Raw genomic sequence first — 17129 nt, 5'->3', positions numbered from 1 at the left:
TCATCGAAAATCATCGCTCCGAGTTTCGATTGAAGAAGATGTGCGACGTTCTAGAGGTGTCTATGAGCGGTTATTACAAGTGGCTGACCTCCGGAGTATCCGAGCTCAAAAAACGCAAAGCCAAGCTTGCCGAGCGGGTAAAATGGCACTTTTACGACTCGGATGAAAGCTATGGTAGTCCGAGAATACACGGGGAGCTTGTAAAGGAAAAATGGATCGTCTCCGAGCGTACGGTTGGTCTCATCATGCGAGAAGAGGGTTTGCGTTCCTGTATGTCCCGCAAGTTCAAAGTCTCCACAACCGATTCCAACCATGATCTGCCCATCGCTCCCAACGTACTACAGCAAGATTTCAAGGCCACAAAACCCAACGAGAAGTGGGTGGCTGACATTACCTATATCCCGTGCCGTCAAAGGAAACTGTACCTCGCCAGTATCCTGGACTTATTCACCAAACAAATTGTGGGCTGGAAGCTAAGCGATCGAATGACGACTGACCTTACACTGGATGCACTGAAAATGGCGTACGCTGCCAAGAAGCCCCCCAAGGGGTTGATTCACCACACCGACCGTGGTTCACAGTATGCCGCCAAAGATTACCGTACGCAGTTGCTGGACTACAAAATGAAGCCAAGTATGAGTCGTAAGGGTAACTGCTATGATAACGCCTGTATCGAGGCTTTTCATAGCATATTAAAGCGTGAGTTCATCTACAGTAAGCCTAAGTTTAAGACAGTGGAAGAAGCCCAGCAAAAACTCTATCGCTACATCGAATTCTTTTACAACCGGAAACGCTCAAATAGCACTATTGGTTATATGTCGCCGGTGTGCTTTGAGCAACTTTACTACGCTAACATGGCTTAAACTAATTGGTGTCTACTTTATTGACAGAAGAGCACTCAGTGCGTTATTCCCTCGCGAATGAGGATTTTCGCCTCCCTTAGTAGCCCTCAGTGCGTTATTCCCTCCCGAATGCGGATTCCCCGCTCCCTTAGTAGCCCTCAGTGCGTTATTCCCTCGCGAATGAGGATTTCCCGCTCCCTTAGTAGCCCTCAGTGCGTTATTCCTCCGCAAATACGGATTTCCCGCTCCCTTAGTAGCCCTCAGTGCGTTATTCCTCCGCAAATACGGATTTCCCGCTCCCTTAGTAGCCCTCAGTGCGTTATTCCTGCGTGAATGAGGATTTCCTCCTCCCTTAGTAGCCCTCAGTGCGTTATTGCATGGTGTAACTAATCGGAGATTATAACCCCCTAAATAGGTGATAAAGTTTTTCTGATATTGTGATTTATTTCACATAAATTGATTGAAATTAGATTTATAATCAAGACAAGAAAACAAGAAAACAAGAAAACAAGAAGACAAGAAAACAAACGAGGATGGTGATCCCGATGAAACGGTTTCGATCTCAAACATCGGTGAGAAATACAATAAACCGATAACTACAATACACCGATAACTACAAATCGTTACTTTCATAATTAACGCTTTATATACACTAAATGAGGAGTGATTGTCATGATGAAATTGTGGAGAGAGCATCGTATTGCTGCAATCCTTGTCACCATTGTCCGTTTCGTAGTTGGGTACGCTTGGATCACCGCAGGATGGCATAAAATTACCGGAGCAACACCTTTTAATGCTGGAGGATTTCTGAACGGAGCCATTAATAATCCGATTGTCGATAAGGCGACAGGCGAGGCGGTATACCCTACGTATCTAGCCTTCCTAGAACACTTCGCATTACCGAACGTTAAAATTATTAACGTCATGATTCCTTGGGGAGAGTTCCTAGTAGGTCTTGGTCTCATCCTTGGTACGCTGACTGTTACGGCTGCATTCTTCGGACTCTTAATGAACTTCATGTTTTTATTCGCTGGAACAGTAAGCACTAACCCTTGGCTAATGCTTCTCGGATTGCTGGTTGTCGTCGCTGGAACGAACGCAGGTCGCTTCGGACTTGACCGTTACGTCCTTCCACTGCTACACAAGGGCTTTGATCAACTCTTCCACCGCAAGCCGAAAGATCCGGCTACCGGCACAGGAATTTTGGCTAAATAGCAGACCCTAGTTATAACTTGAAAAAATCGTATCAAAATAAAGAAATGGCGGTACAAGGGTTATCCTTGCATCGCCATTTCTTGCTTTATTTCCATTCCCCTCTCCTCCCCTCTCTAGATGGGGAACCTTTCCGAAAAGCCAAGGGGCTCATATCATACATTTTTTTGAACGCTTTCGAAAAGTATGACATATTGCTATAACCCGCCACTTGTGCGATTTCGCTGATCGGCTTGTCGCTACCGCGTAGTAGCTGCTTGGTCAGCTTCATTTTCTCAGACTGAATAAATTCGGTGAGCGACTCTCCCGTCTCCTTCTTGAACAGCCTTGATAAATATGCCGGGTTTAAGTGTACCAAATCAGCAAGCTCCATCCGCTCGATGCGATCGTCCAAATGGGCAATCACATACTCTTTCACCCTCTGCACGATTGAATCTTCATCCTTCTTCACGTAACGGCTGACTGCCCCTGTTACTCGTATACTCCACTGCTCAATTTGGCTGATCGTTTTCGGTACGAATGCGGGCTCAAGAGCTTCCGCCTCAGCGAATACCTCCTGCACGCTTTTCCCTCGCTTGTGCAGTACCGAATAGATCGCCTGAAGAACGCTGTGGTAATAAATGAGCAACGCTTCAGCGTTACCCCCTTCAATCTTTAGAATCGCCAGCGATTGAACAATTCGCTCGCGCAAAGCAGCTTCCGCCCCTTGCTCGATCAGTCCAGGCCATTCCGACAAATCAAAGGTCCGTAGCCGATTGACCTCTTCCCGCTCCGGCTTATGTAAATGCACCGAACGCGATTTCGAAATATTATCGAACTCCAGCTTCAATAACGCTTCGTAATTTGACTTCGTACGTTCTATAGCCGACTTCTGACCAATATAGCAGGAAGATTTGCAATAAAAATGACGCTCGCAATATAGCAGAAATTCCTCACATCTTCTGACCCACTCATTCGGATCCGGTGTAGCAGCCTTGTCGAAGTATACGAATGCAACATTAGCTCCATTGCGCTCCTGAACGGCGCAGCCCGCACCGTCAACTAACAGAATCTCTTCTGCTACTTTACGGATCGCGTATTCCATTAGCTCTTCATCCCGCTCATTAAATGCCTGCATCCATTGCTCGACACTGATCAGAATCGGCAATACATCCATACGGTCAGGGTCAAACGGAACTGCGTATTCCGCGATTGCCTTCCGAAGCTGATCAGAAGCAGACGGAATTCGCGATCCCAGCACGTCCTGCCAGAAACGTTCAACAAGCAGCGGTTTTTTCGACTCCCAAAACGTATTCGCTTTATCATAGGCGGACTTACGATCCCACTCTTGCTGTATAGAGGCTACGATTTTGTGTGCTGTTTCCTCGAGCGCCGCAAAATCGACTGGCTTAAGCAAATAATCCTGGGTTCCAAGCTGGATCGCTCTCTGAGCGAAATGAAAGTCGGCATGGCACGTCAGAAATAGCGTTACGATATCCGAATCGTGGCGGCGAATCCATTCAATCAGCTCAAAGCCGTCTCCTCCCGGCATCTCGATATCACAAATGACGACATCGATCGGAACGCTGACAAGTATGTCCTGGGCATCCCTAATATTGTACGCTTCATAAACTCCGGTAAATCCGACACCCGCCCAATTCACACCCGACTTTAGCCCTTCTACAGCATAAATCTCATCGTCCACGATCAGCAGATTAAACATCGACAGCTTTGCCTCCTTCACGATCGTCTTTGTACATAGGAATCCGAATAGTAACGCGCGCTCCATGTGGTACAAGATTGGTGAATACCATCTCGGCTTCGCCGCGATACATCATCTTAAGCTGATTGTATACGTTCCATATTCCGATATGTTCATCCGTAAAAGTGCGATCCTCCAGCCGTTCGGCCAGATTGTCTGTTAATTCAGAGGGCAGACCCCGTCCGTTGTCTTCTATCCTGATCTCGCAATAGTCGCACTCGCGATCCGGCTGCAAGCGAACACCCGCATGAACGTTGATCCGGAATACGTTGTCCTTTGTCGAGAATCCGTGCTTAATAGCATTCTCGACGAACGGCTGGATTAATAACGGAGGGATCGGAAACGCCATGACCGCCTCCTCTACTCTCCACTCGTATTCCAGATGCTTCGGGAAGCGGAGCTTCTGAATCTGCATATAGTGATCAACATTATTCATTTCATCTTGAACTGTAATGTGGTTATCTCTGAGATGCGCGAAAAAACGCAAATAACTGACCATATGTCGGGACATCTGTTGGATGAGGTCGTACTTCTTCGTTTCCGCTAAATTATAAATAATATTGAGGGAATTAAATAAAAAATGTGGATTTAGCTGCAATTGCAGCTGCTTGAGCTCTGCCTTGTGCGAACGTATTTCCTCTTCATAAACATGAATTTTCAGATCCTGGATTTGTGAGACCATGTTGTTGAAGGTATCGTCAATCAGTGTAAATTCGAGCGAGCCACGGGTAGACAGTCTGGCATCTAGATTCCCTTTACCGATCTGCCTCATGCCTTTAATCAGATGCTGCATCGGCTTGATCACTAGCTTCTGTAAATACATTAGAAAAATAAGTAACAAGGCTCCAGCTACGAAAGGAATAACATAGGTAATCCGTTGGAACAATGGAACCTGCTGAAGCATTTCATTTTCCGGAATCATTATTGTAAGTACCAGATCGGAGAGCTTCATCCTGTGGTAAACGAGCAAATATTTTTCATGCCCCTTGACAGTTTGATAAGCATTCCGACCATTCCGGATCGCCGCTGTTACTTGATCCGAGGCATCAGGAAGCACCGAATCAATCCATTGCCCGTCGTTTCGCAAGAAATACGAGTTAATATTACGTTCCTTTGAAATCACTTGAAGTGGCCGCATCAAATCGCTATTCTTAATCAACGCCCCGATATAGGTATTCGTATCCGTGCGTACGATTCGTAACAAAAATTGATCATCGCCAATCTGGCAATTCGTCCACCGGATGTCATATGCCTCATGGTTCTCCGTTTTTCCGTCATCGGTAAACAGCTCTCTTAGAAAGCTCTGAATCTGGACCTCTTCCCCATAGCTTTTCTGGGAAAGCTGCGCCACAATTAAATCCCGATTATTCGGGACATAGGCAAATAAAACATCAAAGCTATTGTAATAAGTCGCGTCCGTATATAATTTGTTGGATACAGCGGCCCGAGTTAACGAATACTCATCCTCATTATTGAGATTGTAGATCAAAGAACGCACGAGAGGCTCTTGCGTGGCTAGCTTATAGAGGAAGCTATTGTCGTTCGCAAGCGTCTGATCAATCTGATCCCCATAAAGCGTCAGCAGACCGGAGTTGAAGTTTGCGACTTGCTCCCTGACGACCTTACTAGAGTAATAGTTGGTATAGATCAGAAAACATACAAGCGGAATCGTCATGACGCAAAAACCAAGGATAACTTTCATTCGTAAGGTCACCGGTAGCTCTTCCTCCTGTCCTATCCAACGTTTCGAGCCACTCCATTATAAAAGCAAAAGGGGAAAGCGTGAACCTATAGAGGATTCACGCTTTCCGCACCGATTAGGAGGCACGCTTATTTATTTTGAGCCCATGCATCTAATTGCTTTTGCTTCTCTTCAATAATCTTATCAAGACCCGCATCCTTCAGCTTCTGGTTAAACTGCGGCAAAAATTTGTCCGGATCGATCGTCCCTGTCTGGATCGCCCCGCTAAATTCCGTTCTTGCATTCGCGACTGCCGCCACTTCGTTCTTGACATTGGTAGGATCCCAAACGAAGCCAAGCGCCAGTGATTTGGTAGAGCTGTCGTTAAATTCCTTGAATTTATTCCATTTGTTCGGGTCCTCGTTGCTCCACAAGTACGTATTTAATTGGTTACCAAACATCCAAGCTGCACCCGGATTGTAACCACTCGTTTGAGCTGTAACTCCTTCAGGGAAGTCGAGAACATTGTCTGCGCTCTTCACGTAATGCTTACCTTCGATACCGAAGTCGAGCAAATTAATCAAATATTGGTCCGTATACAGCAAGTTAAGGAACATCATCGCACGCTCCGGATTTCCGGATGTCCGAGAGATCGCCAGCATCGCTCCCGATGCCTCGCTCGTCGTCGTCTGAGGCTTGATCAAATCCTTTTGCAACAGGTCTACACCGAGCTGCGTGCTCATTTCCGCATTCTTTCCTGGCTTGGTGGATGCGGCAAACGCGAATCCTTTACCCGCCTTCATCACGTTGTATAGCTGATCGTCTTTAATCGTAGACGCATCTTTATTGATAAATCCAGCCTTGTTCCATTTCCGCATCTGTTGAACTGCGTCCGTATACTTCTTTGTTTCGAACATGTTCACAACCTTCAGGTCTCCACTATCTGGATCAACTACCCCATAGCTATCGCCGAGATAATCAAGGGAATAGCCTGAAATCAAGCCTGGCAGGTTAAGAGATAGCGATTGGACTAGCGGTGTGACACCCGGCTCTTTGTCCTTGATCGTTTGGAAGATCGGTGTGAGATCGTCCATCGTATTGATCGCATTCAGATCTATATTATATTTCTCTACTAGATCTTTGCGGAAGAGCAGCCCTGCAGCACCTGCGAACTCCTTCAAAGTCGGAAGCCCGTAGTTATGCCCATTGACCTGGCTACCTTTGATCCAATCCGGCCCGAGTGTTTCCTTAGCGCCTTGTCCGTACTGATCGATCAACTTGTCCAGTTCCAGGAATTGGCCCTTCGCAACGTTGGAGTTGTACTGCAACCAGGCAGCCGTAAAGATAAGGTCAAACTTATCGTTGGATGTGAACATGAGATTCGATTTGTCAGCCCATGCACCCCAATCGATCGGTTTCAGTTCGATAGTCGCATTAATTTTCTCTGTTAAATATTTGCTCATCTCTTCTTCAACGAGCTTAAGATCCTTAGGATTGCCTCCCGGATAAACCATGACCAGCTTATAAGGATCAAGCTTTACCGAATCTGATGGCTCTTCGGACGATGACGGGCTAGTTGATGACTCCGCAGGACTTGCTGCCGGACTAGAAGCGTTGTTGTTCTTCGAATCGCCGCACCCTGATAAAATAACACCCAATATTACGACTAAACTAAGAATGATGACGAATTGCTTTTTCATGGATATGACCCTCCAATGTTATCATTTTAACACGTATCTCCACTATTCGACTTTCAAATTCACCATACGCCCTTGCATCTACTCTGCCGCATCCCCCCTCTCAAGCTGTTAAGCCATATTCGGTATTAGCCTTTCACAGCGCCGATCGTCAGACCTTGTACCAGATAACGTTGAAAGAACGGATAAGCAAGCACAACCGGACCGGCTCCAATGATCGCCATCGCCATTCTGACCGTCTCTGTCGGAACGGCGGCTAATAGGGCAGAGGTGCCTCCACTACTGGAATGCTGTGATAGAAACTGCACGTCGAGCAGCGTCTTTTGCATGACATACTGCAAGCTATACCACTTAGCGTCGGAGACGAAAATCAGGGAGTTGAACCAGTCATTCCAATAGCCTAGCGTACTGAACAAACCGATCGTGGCTAACACGGGCAAGGAAAGCGGCATGATGATCTGCCACCAAATCCGGAATTCGCCCGCACCATCGATCGTCGCCGATTCGATCAGGGAAGGTGGAACCATGTTCTGAAAGAAGGTACGCATAATGAGGACATTAAAGCCGTTCATCAGCAGACCCGGCAAAATCAGGGCAATCATGGAATCTTTGACGTCGATGATATTCGTAAATACCATGTACCAAGGAACGAGGCCGCCTCCAAACAAAATCGTAAAGAAAACATAAAACGAGAATACGTTTCGTAATGGGAAATCTCGTCTGGAAATCGGGTAGGCGAACAAAGCCGTAAGCAGAAGACCTATGATTCCACCGATGACCGTAACCGATATCGAAACGCCGTACGCATGAAGAATAGCCATTTTATCTTGCCAAAGATAGGTATAGGCATCCATGCTGAACTTTTTGGGAATAAAGGAGTACCCTTCAATAAAGATCGAATTCTCATCGGAAAAGGACACAGCAAGCACAAGAATAACTGGAATGATAACAAGGATTGATGTGATGATGAAAATAATGTGCAACAGCAATTGATAGACGGAAAATTTCTGCTGACGTGTTGCCGTTTGCGTGGTGCTGGGCGTAATGACACTGGTATTCCGCATGAGGTTTCTCTCCTATCAAAACAAAGCGTTGTCCTTGTTGATTTTACGAACGATCAGGTTGACGGATAAAACTAAAACGAATCCAACAACGGATTGGAACAGACCTGCAGCAGACGACATTCCGATATCCCCCAATTGAATCAAAGCGCGATAAACGTAAGTATCGATAACGTTAGTCGTCCGCAAGATAGAACCGGAATTCATCGTGACCTGGTAAAACAAACCGAAATCGGAGTTAAAAATACGACCGACCTGTAGGAGCGTCATGATCACAATGACTGGAGAGATCAAGGGAATCGTAATTCTCGAGAACTGATGCCACTTGTTCGCGCCGTCAATTCGGGATGCTTCGTAGTATTCCTTTTCGAGTCCCACAATTGCAGCCAAGTAGATGATGCTCAAATAGCCGACGGATTTCCATGTGTTCACGATAACGAGAATGTAGGGCCATACCTTTGCTTCGCTGTACCAGACCAGTGGCTCCATTCCGAATAGGGGTAGCACCCGATGATTCAGGAAACCAAAATCCGCGCTCAGGAATGCATAAACGAGATAACCGACGATGACGGTCGAGAATAAATAAGGCAACAGGATCAAGCTCTGATACAATCGAGCCGCCAACCGGGCTCGGATTTCATTGAGAAGCACGGCAAGCGTTACAGCGCCTACTAAGTTGATTACAATGAAAGTTAAATTGTACAGAATTGTATTTCTCGTAATGATATAAGCGTCTTCCGTTCGGAACAGAAATTCAAAGTTTTTGAAACCGTTCCAATCACTTCCCCATATCCCTTGCGCATAGTTAATGTTCTTGAACGCGATAACCACGCCGAACATTGGCAAATAGTTGTTCAGCAGCAAGTATAGAAAGCCCGGCAGCAGCATGAGCAGCAGTACCTTATATTTTCGAAAAGATTTCCAGATAGACGAATTCGGCATCTTAGTCAATCGCGCCCTTTCTAGTTGGTATGTTCTTATCATAGAGCTCCACGTAGCCCTCAACACACCGCACGCGTGACCTGAATTTGTACTTTGGTGACATGTTAATGCGCGTGAAAATGCGGCATGCTGTTCCAAATGGAACAAACATACCGCATCTTGGGATGGGATTCGGTGGGATGAGGTAGAATAAACGCAAAAACACCTTCAAGATGCTATCTCTTACGAAATAGTACATCGCTGAAGGTGTTTTTATTAAATTGCAGCTCGCGCCCGGACCTGATAATGACTCCCTACTTCCTGTCCTTTAGCATTTTCATAACCTCTATTTTAATGATTTAAGTGTGATAAAAATAGGCGTGTTCGCTCATTCGTCGGATGATTAAAAACTTGATCTGGTGTCCCATCCTCCAGTATCCGGCCATCATCCATGAAGATGACTCGATCCGCCACCTCGCTGGCAAACTTCATTTCATGAGTCACAATAACCATAGTAATTCCTTCTGTGGCCAACTCCTTAATTACCTTTAATACTTCGCCGATCAATTCTGGGTCCAATGCTGATGTTGGTTCATCGAATAAGAGCAACTGTGGGTCAGTAGCCATAGCACGCGCAATTCCAACCCGCTGCTGCTGTCCACCGGATAGCTGGTGCGGAAACGCATTAGCCTTTTCTTTCAGACCGACCTTTTGTAAGAGCTCTAATGCACGGACTCTGGCTGCTTCTTTTGATTTTTTCTGCACGATAACCTGTGCTTCCATCACATTACCCAAAGCAGTCATATGTGGAAATAGGTTATTGGACTGAAACACCATCCCAGATTGTTTACGCAAAGCTAATACATCACTGAGTTTTGGCTTTGATTTTTCTTTAAACTCAATTGTTGTGGGACCCATTTGTATAGTTCCTTCGGTAGGGTACTCTAATAAATTCATGCTGCGAAGCAAGGTTGTTTTTCCTGAACCAGAAGGACCAATAATAACAGTGACTTGGCCCCTTATAATAGTTAGGTTTATCCCTTTGAGTACTTCTAGCTTATCAAACGTTTTTCTCAGCTTGGCAATTTCTATCATCACTTACTCCCTCTATTTTGCATTATATCGGTCAAAGTGTTTTTCCAACCGTCGTTGAAAACTAGAAAGCACACTGCTAAAAATTAAATAGATCAAGCCTACTTCACAATAGAGCAACAAAGGCTCGTAGTACTTAGCAGTTATTTGTTGAGATATTGCAAACATTTCTGGCACTGTTATGACAAAGGCCAAGGAAGTATCTTTTATTAAGCTAATAAAAGAATTAGAAAGAGGTGGAACAGAAACACGTGCTGCTTGCGGTAAAATAATACGACGAAGCGCTTGAGATCTCGTCATACCCATGGAATATGCAGCCTCCCATTGCCCTTTAGCAATAGAAAGAATCGCTGCACGAATAATTTCAGAACCATATGCACCTACGCTAAGCGTAAAACCAATTACGGCCGCTGGAAAACCATCAATTGTAATTCCTAAACTTGGTAATCCGTAAAAAATAATAAATAATTGCACGATTAGCGGCGTTCCTCGAATCACCCATACATAAAATCTGGCTAAAGCTTTCAACAATTTCCATTCAGAAAGTCGAACTATTGCTGTTAACAAAGCGAGACCTAAGCCTAGAAAAAAGGAAATTAAAGTCAATGGAATTGTAAAAGCTACCCCTGCTCTTAACAGAGGTAGAAATGATTCCCAAAAAATATTAATTAATCGTTCCGCTTGATCACTCATTGGTTTTTATCCTTTATTTGGATACATCAGCACCAAAATATTTTTGTGATATTTCTAAATACGTACCATCTGCTTTAATATCTGCCAGAGCTTTATTCACGGCATCGACTAGATCTTGATTACCCTTGTTAAATAAAATACCACTTGGAGCAGCGTTATCCAGCTCATCAACTACCTTGATTTGAGCATCTGGTTTTTGCTTAGTAAAATCCAAGAAAGAAAGACCGTCATTGATTGTAGCATCAATTCGCTTGCTAGTCAGTAGATCAATAGCCTGGTTAAATCCATCCGTTTGCACGATAGTTGCCCCATTTTCTCTGGCAATATCTGCTAAATTACTCGTCAATGATTCTCCAGCTTTTTTTCCTTTTAAATCCGAAAATTGTTTAATATTGTCGTTATCTTTATGAACGATAAGGACTGCTTTAGAAACAATATAGGAATCCGAAAAATCGTATTTTACCTTGCGATCTTCTTTAATATTCACTTCATTCACTACGGCATCGAAACGTTTGGCATCTAACCCAGCAAACATACCGTCCCATTTCGTTTCAATAAACTTAGCCTTTACACCTAATTTCTTCGCTACCGCCTCGGCAATTTCCACATCAAAACCGACGAGCTTCCCATCATTATCATGATAAGTAAATGGCGCATAAGTGCCTTCCGTACCTATCCGTATTTCACCGCTCTTTTTGATAGATTCCAGTAAGTTTGTCTCTTTCTTACTGCAACCTGTGAATATAAGTGACCCAATTATTACTAGTGCTGCAATAGAAAATCCTGTCTTTTTCATCGTTGTTCCTCCACAAATCTATTTAATGTTCACGATATTATCACACGTAATTTTTCACGTCAATATTAATTCCAATATAATTTATTGGATTAGTTTGATTAGATGAAGCGTTAATTTTCACACTAAAATTGCCCCCTTTTTTTAATTCCGACTAAGCCTATAAGAAAAACATTGACATGCGATCATCAGTCTATTAGACTTCATTTTATAGACCGAATAAAGAAACTATCGTTTCTATTATAGAAACGGTTCGATGATACGGGGGATTGGATTGAATATGAACGAAGTCATCTTGGATGGAGAGAACCTAACGATTGAGGATGTTATTAATGTTTCGAGATATAAATTACCGGTTCAAATAGCCGAATCTAGCAGAAATGAAATTATAAAAGTTAGAGAATACATCGAGAAAAATTGGATAAGGAGTGACGCACCTCCTATCTATGGTTTTAATACGGGCGTAGGAAAATTAAAGGATTTCAACATTTCGGTAGAGGATAATGATTTATTTCAAAAAAACATTATCTTATCGCATTGCGGTGGAGTAGGTGAGCCTGCTTCGGAAGAAGTGGTTAGAGCTACCATGGTAGTAAGAATTAATGCTTTTTGTCAGGGCGTTTCGGGGTTAAGAATTGAAGTGGTAGATAGGCTTGTTGAGATGCTTAATAAAGGTGTACACCCCGTAATCCCCATTCAAGGCTCTGTTGGGGCTTGTGGCGATTTAGCACCATTGGCGCATATGGCATCTGTTCTCATAGGGTTTGATGCTGCCGAAGCCTACTATGAAGGTGAAATATTGCCTGCCCCTGAAGCTTTAAGAAGAGCCGGCATCCATCCCATTAACTTTCAGTTGAAAGCAAAAGACGCTTTGGCGCTTATTAATGGAACTACAATGTTTGCAGGGATGGCTGTGCTCAACTACTCCGATGCTGCAAAGCTACTTAAAGAAGCAGAGGCTTCTGCCTCACTAAGTCTTGAAGCTATGCGCGGAGAACCGAGTGCTTTTGATGAAAGAATCCATCTTGTAAGACGGCAAAAAGGGCAAATCGACAGCGCCAGCAATGTTAGACGGATTGTCCAAAATAGTGAACGGATCACTGAAGACGCAAGGAAAGTACATCTTAAACATGATGTCTTGCATCCAGAATATCAACCGAGAGTTCAAGATTTATATTCGCTTCGTTGCGTGCCACAAGTTCATGGTGCTTGCAGAGATAACTTAAACTATGTCAGAGAAATTCTGGAGAGAGAAATTAATGCGGCCACGGATAACCCGCTTGTGTTCTGGAATGAACAAGGCGAGCTTGATTTCTTAAGCGGGGGGAACTTTCACGGTGAACCTATCGCATTTGCAATGGATATTTTGGCCATGAGCCTAGCGGAAATTGGTAACATTTCGGAACGAAGGATTTTCGCGTTATGTGATTCAACCTTAAACTATGGCTTACCTCCAATGCTTGCCGGGGAGCCTGCAGGTTTAAACTGTGGATACCCTGTCATATCATGTGCAGCTGCAGCGATCGCCTCCGAGAATAAAACACTATGCTTTCCTGCCAGTGTAGATACACTGTCTACCAAAAGTAATCAGGAAGATCATGTGAGTATGGCTCCTTGGGCGTGCAGGAAAACGAAGCAAATCATTGATAATCTTCCCAAAATTATTGGCATAGAGTATTTGTTAGCATCAAGAGCCATCTACATTACAAGAGATGTATTGGGTGATTTCAAATTAGGGGCAGGCACGCAAATTGCGTATGATGTGTTATTGGAAGCCATTCCGTTTACAGACAATGATACTTACATGCCTTTTCTTTCTAAAGGAGCTATTAAGCTTGCTGAATCCGGCGAGATCGTGAAAAAAATTGAAGCTTCTATTGGAGTATTAATTTAATTGATGTTGTATACTGAGGAAAAATGATGAGGTAGAATCTATGTCGGGAATGGATACAGACCAACTGCAAACACTGGATCGAGGATTGGAAGTTATGATGCGACTGGTTGAAAGAGATGGAGCATGGGGTGTGGCTGAACTCTCGCTTGCTTCCGGCTTCAATAAATCAACCACCTTCCGTATTCTTCGTACGCTTCAGCGGCGGGGATTCGTATCCCAGCTACCTGACGGAAAGTATGAGGCACGTGTGGAAATATTTCAATTTATTATGGACCGCCTGTCCGATAGATTGAATGTTCAGCGAGTTGCACGCAGCGAATTAGAACGTCTGGCCTCTGAAGTGAAGGAGACGGTTACTTTATCTATCATTTCTAATCGCCAGGTGAAGTGTCTCGATAAAGTGGACAGTACGGCAGCTGTTCATGTAACGCATCTACTCGGTCGTTTGAGCCCAATTCATTTGGGATCTTCCGGTAAGGCGATTCTTGCATTTCTTGAACAACAGGAACAAGATAGTTATATGGATCCCCTATCATTGAAGTCATCTTCCGAAAATGCAATTATTGATGTCCATAAATTAACAAATGACCTTGAGATAACCCGTCGAGTGGGATATTCCGAATCACACCAGGAATTGGATCAAGGCGTCAGTGCAGTAGCCGCCCCCATATTTGACCGCTTTGGCCGGATTAATGGGAGCCTTACGATTCTAGGTTTTACTCAGGATTTCACATCTGATATAACCAAACAATATGGAGAAGCCGTTAAAAAAGCCGCCGCTACAATTTCAGTAGCTCTTGGTTATTCTTTGGTACCAAGGACAAGTTAAAAAAGATAGATATGCTGTTTTTTTGCTACAGGTAATATGGGGACGACTTGTTATGAATTATTATGTAATCATAATTGGTTCTTATTAGACCCCTTTAACCCACGCCCTTACGGGGAACGAGCAATTTCCGCTGAGTGATCGCCTCAGGGAATAGAACAACTGCAGTCACCCAACTTGATAGTCTTTTCTCAGATCAATCCGTCTAAATGGCGGATTTTCTTTTGTTTTAGTGCTCAATCGAAAATGAATATTCAGGTATAACAAATTCAATGGAACAATGCATCAGAGTCAGCATGTTACTGGTGAGTGAATCATTAAGTACATTAAGGCATATGTAAGTCTTACGAACAGTTTTTGTTATTTATCATGCCCCACCACCCTTCCGATTGTCCGTGATGCGGTTGGGTGGTGCAGGTGTGTCCGGCTGAATCTTCTACCTGCAACTGTAAATGCCTCTCCGACTCCTTGAATTGCTCATACAACGCTCATATCAATTATTTGTAATTCCTCACTTAGATTTGATTCAATTGATTCATTCCACTCATCTTGATTCTTTATCACTATTGGATATCTGTTTCTGTTCATTAAATAGTTTTTCAATTGAAGATAGCTACTTATCGGAAAGTCCATACGATTCCACTGCTTACGATATCCGATAAATCCGTGTTTCTTTAATAATAATTCCATTGATTCTACTATGTTAATTATAAAGTCATCTAACAAACATTCTCTATCAAAGACAATCTCCCCAGGCAATGTCTTAATCCCATCTCTATAAAGAACAATTGAAATTTGGATCATTCCATTTGCTCTTTTTTCTATTATCCAATTGTGAATTGCCGGTTCAGAATCCCAATCAAATTGGACTATGTTTTTCATTTCATCAGGTTCAACGCATTCTGGGACTAACGATTCAACAGATTGAACTAAATCAATTAATGGTTCAGAAAGATAACTAGGTTCAATATATATTTCTGAATCTTCTACTTGAAGGTGGGTATTAGCCCATCCGATACTGTGAAGTTCATAAGTAAACTTCATCATTATTACACCTTCTTTTTAAGTTTGTGTTGTAATTTCGGTTAATTCAGCTAACGTATCTGATATTCACGACACCCCACCACTCTAAATGAGCGTAGCGATTGGCCGCGATTCGGTTAGGTGGTGCGGGTGTGTCCGGTTGATTCCGGTTGATAGCTACTGCAATGCCTCATCCAGTGTATTATTCTCTGATATCCAATATCCAGATTTAAAAGAAAAATGCTTAAAACATGTATTGTAAACTTCATATACAAACGTTAGATGAAAGTGAAGAATACGGAAATGAACAATAAACTAAAAAATATGGTGGCATGTATGCTTTTCCTTAAGATATAATATCTTGGATGATTTCACATAACTTATTATTTACGAACCTCGCAAATTTCCATGTTTGAAGTATTCGCGAAGTGACTAAACTATCCTGCCCGTCCCTCGGTTTAAATGTGGAATACAAAAACAAAAAAGAACCCTTACCGAAGTAAGAGTCCTGTGTTTGTGAGGTATGGTGCGGTCGGAGGGATTTGAACCCTCACGCCCATTGGGCACTACCCCCTCAAGATAGCGTGTCTGCCGTTCCACCACGACCGCACATGAGTTGTTGCTGTCCATATCGGCTTACTTACGCCAACTGGAGAAAATAATGGTGAGCCATGAAGGACTCGAACCTTCGACACCCTGATTAAAAGTCAGGTGCTCTACCAACTGAGCTAATGGCTCGCAAGTGGTGACCCCTAGGGGATTCGAACCCCTGTTACCTCCGTGAAAGGGAGGTGTCTTAACCGCTTGACCAAGGGGCCAATCTAGGTCTGCGATACCGCGTTTAAGCGGCAACCCGTTTCAGACGACAAATATGATTATATCTGAATCCGATGATGAGTGCAAGCATTTTTTTCGCATTATTTTCGAAACACCTTAAATACTCTAAATCTACGCTACTTACAATGCTCCACTTATGCCCCTCTCATACCAAATAGTCATACCTAAGCATTTATTTCCGGCGGCGTTCCCATGGGAATCTACTTATTAGCACACAGACAACATTTCCACGAAGCACGTAGTTAACAACTACAATGTAAAACATCGCTAATGCGTACTTGAGTAATATCAAATGTATCAACAACGATGAAAAACATTCTACTTGAGAGGAAAACCAACTGCCCACACACTAAAAATGCATCAATAGCGATTATTAACATCGTACTTCTGCATTTCACCCATTGCTTTTGAACCAATACGGATGAAATACATCGTACTTCACGTTCCAAGACCTCACTTCGGGCGCTTCGATCGCACTTATGGTTACACGACCGTACTCCGGGTTCCGCGACCGTACTCCAAGTTCGAAGACCATACTTACGGGTTCCACGATCGTACATCGGGTCCACGACCACACTCCGGGTTCCAACGGCCGTACTTCGCGTCCACGCCATACTCCGGCTTCCAAGACCATACTCCAAGTTCCACGATCGTACATGGTGTCCTCTATCTTACCCCAAGTTCCACAACCATACTCCGAGCTCCAAGCCACACTCCCGGTCCACTACCGCACTCCCAGCTCCACGACCACCGCCCCCAGCATAACCTTCGCACCGCGACCGCGAACGCGCCCTTCTCAAAACAAATCAAAAAATG

13 protein-coding genes and 3 tRNA genes are annotated in these 17129 nt (G+C 43.8%); 4 read left to right on the top strand and 12 right to left on the bottom strand.

Going from position 1 to position 17129, the window contains the following annotated elements; genetic code table 11:
- Positions 1-2: 2 nt before the first annotated feature.
- On the top strand, positions 3-863 hold the full coding sequence (locus KCTCHS21_RS06400; protein WP_232058215.1) for an IS3 family transposase: 861 nt from the start codon (positions 3-5) through the stop codon (positions 861-863).
- 651 nt (positions 864-1514) lie between these two features.
- The gene (locus KCTCHS21_RS06395; protein WP_130606016.1) at positions 1515-2057 is read left to right on the top strand and encodes a DoxX family membrane protein; all 543 of its coding nucleotides are present in this window, start codon (positions 1515-1517) and stop codon (positions 2055-2057) included.
- An 85-nt stretch (positions 2058-2142) separates the two neighbouring features.
- Here KCTCHS21_RS06395 and KCTCHS21_RS06390 read toward each other — a convergent pair whose 3' ends face one another.
- From KCTCHS21_RS06390 to KCTCHS21_RS06355, 8 genes are all read right to left on the bottom strand, one after another.
- A complete protein-coding gene (locus KCTCHS21_RS06390) occupies positions 2143-3756 on the bottom strand; it encodes a response regulator transcription factor (protein ID WP_162309286.1) in 1614 nt (537 codons plus the stop codon).
- The gene (locus KCTCHS21_RS06385; RefSeq protein ID WP_130606012.1) at positions 3749-5509 is read right to left on the bottom strand and encodes a sensor histidine kinase; all 1761 of its coding nucleotides are present in this window, start codon (positions 5507-5509) and stop codon (positions 3749-3751) included. Before KCTCHS21_RS06385 ends, KCTCHS21_RS06390 begins: the two co-directional genes overlap by 8 nt.
- 116 nt (positions 5510-5625) lie before the next feature.
- Complete coding sequence (locus KCTCHS21_RS06380; RefSeq protein ID WP_130606010.1) at positions 5626-7176, bottom strand: ABC transporter substrate-binding protein; 1551 nt, start codon at positions 7174-7176, stop codon at positions 5626-5628.
- Between the two features lie 125 nt (positions 7177-7301).
- Positions 7302-8237, bottom strand: coding sequence for a carbohydrate ABC transporter permease (locus KCTCHS21_RS06375; RefSeq protein WP_130606008.1), 936 nt, complete (start codon positions 8235-8237; stop codon positions 7302-7304).
- A 15-nt stretch (positions 8238-8252) separates the two neighbouring features.
- Positions 8253-9176 (bottom strand): ABC transporter permease, encoded by a 924-nt coding sequence (locus KCTCHS21_RS06370; protein ID WP_232058103.1) that lies wholly within the window; start codon positions 9174-9176, stop codon positions 8253-8255.
- Positions 9177-9506: 330 nt separating this feature from the next.
- A complete protein-coding gene (locus tag KCTCHS21_RS06365) occupies positions 9507-10250 on the bottom strand; it encodes an amino acid ABC transporter ATP-binding protein (RefSeq protein ID WP_130606006.1) in 744 nt (247 codons plus the stop codon).
- Positions 10251-10262: 12 nt separating this feature from the next.
- The gene (locus KCTCHS21_RS06360; RefSeq protein WP_130606004.1) at positions 10263-10940 is read right to left on the bottom strand and encodes an amino acid ABC transporter permease; all 678 of its coding nucleotides are present in this window, start codon (positions 10938-10940) and stop codon (positions 10263-10265) included.
- Between the two features lie 13 nt (positions 10941-10953).
- Positions 10954-11736 (bottom strand): amino acid ABC transporter substrate-binding protein, encoded by a 783-nt coding sequence (locus tag KCTCHS21_RS06355; RefSeq protein WP_130606002.1) that lies wholly within the window; start codon positions 11734-11736, stop codon positions 10954-10956.
- 277 nt (positions 11737-12013) lie between these two features.
- On the opposite strand from KCTCHS21_RS06355, the gene hutH reads away from it, so the two are divergent.
- On the top strand, positions 12014-13627 hold the full coding sequence (gene hutH, locus KCTCHS21_RS06350) for a histidine ammonia-lyase (RefSeq protein ID WP_130606000.1): 1614 nt from the start codon (positions 12014-12016) through the stop codon (positions 13625-13627).
- 40 nt (positions 13628-13667) lie between these two features.
- Positions 13668-14456, top strand: coding sequence for an IclR family transcriptional regulator (locus KCTCHS21_RS06345; protein ID WP_130605998.1), 789 nt, complete (start codon positions 13668-13670; stop codon positions 14454-14456).
- Positions 14457-14930: 474 nt separating this feature from the next.
- Here KCTCHS21_RS06345 and KCTCHS21_RS06340 read toward each other — a convergent pair whose 3' ends face one another.
- From KCTCHS21_RS06340 to KCTCHS21_RS06325, 4 genes are all read right to left on the bottom strand, one after another.
- A complete protein-coding gene (locus KCTCHS21_RS06340; protein WP_130605995.1) occupies positions 14931-15500 on the bottom strand; it encodes a hypothetical protein in 570 nt (189 codons plus the stop codon).
- A gap of 500 nt (positions 15501-16000) precedes the next feature.
- A tRNA-Leu gene (locus tag KCTCHS21_RS06335) sits at positions 16001-16085 on the bottom strand.
- Between the two features lie 53 nt (positions 16086-16138).
- Positions 16139-16214 (bottom strand) — tRNA-Lys (locus tag KCTCHS21_RS06330).
- A 5-nt stretch (positions 16215-16219) separates the two neighbouring features.
- Positions 16220-16294 (bottom strand) — tRNA-Glu (locus tag KCTCHS21_RS06325).
- Positions 16295-17129: the final 835 nt, after the last annotated feature.

The organism is Cohnella abietis, from assembly GCF_004295585.1.
Lineage (GTDB): Bacteria > Bacillota > Bacilli > Paenibacillales > Paenibacillaceae > Cohnella > Cohnella abietis.
Note: the sequence above shows the minus strand (reverse complement) of the source record. Positions and strands in the feature narration are given on the sequence as shown.